Genomic DNA, 1,530 nt, shown 5'->3' with positions numbered 1-1,530 from the left:
CGTAGACCAACTATATAAAGTCAAGCCAATTTTAAAATAAATTTCAGTTGCTATGGATCTTTGCAAAAGGGTGCACTTACCCAAGCCCCCTTTTGTGGGCTTAAAAAAATCAGGCTAAATATGGGCAGCCACTAATACCAAGCCGGTAAATCAATCGGATCAGTTTCTTGGCTACATGGGACAAAGCGATTTTGTAAGGCTTGTGTTCTGACAGTTTCTTTTCAAGGTATTCTTTGAATTTCGGTACGTTCTGTGCAACCAGGCGGGCGGCAAGGTACAGTGTCTTTCGCAGATAGGGGGATCCTCTTTTTTCCATCTTGTTATGCTTCGAATGGTAGTCTCCAGAGTCATGTTTGGAAGGTGACATCCCTGCGTAAGCAAGGAGCTTGTCGACATCCGGAAAACGCTTGAAATCACCAACTTCGCCCAGAATGCTGGCACAAAGGGTATAACCGATCCCTGGTATGTCAATAATCGAAGATTCTTCCTGGTCCACCATTTCCTTAAGCTTCTCATCGATTTCAACGATATGCTGCTTCAACACTTCAATATCCGTAATGGTGTGGACGAGTTCCATAGAAGCCGAAAGCGAGACCGTGCCGATAGAACGGCATGCTGCCTGGTGGATTTCCAAAGCCTTGCTTTTGTCAAATCTCCCCTGTGAGGCATCACTTAACAGGTGCGTCAGCCGCTTCATGCTGCAATGAGCAATCTGTTCATGGCCAGGATAGGCTTTTAGAAGCGCATAGATTGAAGCAAGATGGATGGAAGATGTCAGCCCTTCCAGCTCTGGGAATAAAATCGTAACCAGGCGGGAAACTGATATCTTTAGCTTGGAACACTTCTGCATGGTTTGAGATCTGTAACGAGAGAGTGATTTCATTTCCTCGTTATGGTACAATGAAGAAGAGTAGGTTTGGGCTCCTTTCCCTGACACAATCATCTGTGCAATAGCGCAGGCATCGACTTTATCAGTCTTGGTCTTACGCAGGCTGAATCCTTGCTTGTATCTATTCGTGAGAAGCGGATTGAAAGTGAGCAGTGGGAGGTCATGTTCTTTGATGAAATGGGCGAGATTCGAGGAATAGTGACCGGTTGCTTCCAATCCTACTCTTATTTTATCTTTTGGAATGCCCAGTTCAGAAATCTTGGAAAGGAGCATGTCAAAACCTTCCCGTGAATTGGGAAATGTAAAAGATTCAACTGTTTTCAATGCATCCGAGTCGATGATACAGCAGTCATGTTTCCGCTTTGCAACGTCAATTCCGACACAAAGCATAAAAATCAACCTCCTTTTTTGAATTGGCAGCTGTGCATCAAAGCCACAGAGACTTCATCATAATGTATCCTCGCTAGATATGAACCGTCGAGCGGTATCCAACTCATTAACAAATTGAATGAAGTCTGTGGTCGGACTCTACGAAAACCGTCAAGCGGTAGGGGCGCGCAACCGATCCACAGCTCCATTCTAATCGTACCGTAATTCACTATAAAAGGGAATATCTGGTACAACTCTATTATACGAGGGGC

1 protein-coding gene is annotated in these 1,530 nt (G+C 44.7%); it reads right to left on the bottom strand.

Annotated elements, in window-relative coordinates; translation table 11 throughout:
* Positions 1-109: 109 nt before the first annotated feature.
* On the bottom strand, positions 110-1,279 hold the full coding sequence (locus tag ACTQY1_RS11175) for an IS110 family transposase (protein ID WP_441374208.1): 1,170 nt from the start codon (positions 1,277-1,279) through the stop codon (positions 110-112).
* Positions 1,280-1,530: the final 251 nt, after the last annotated feature.

The sequence above is a fragment of the Acidaminococcus sp. HCP3S3_G9_1 genome, assembly GCF_052122455.1.
GTDB lineage: Bacteria > Bacillota > Negativicutes > Acidaminococcales > Acidaminococcaceae > Acidaminococcus.
This window is presented reverse-complemented; position numbering and strand designations above follow the sequence as displayed.

Excerpts from the sequence above, each read along its gene's own strand:
- ACTQY1_RS11175 (WP_441374208.1), bottom strand. The coding sequence starts at position 1,279 with ATGCTTTGTGTCGGAATTGACGTTGCAAAGCGGAAACATGACTGCTGT.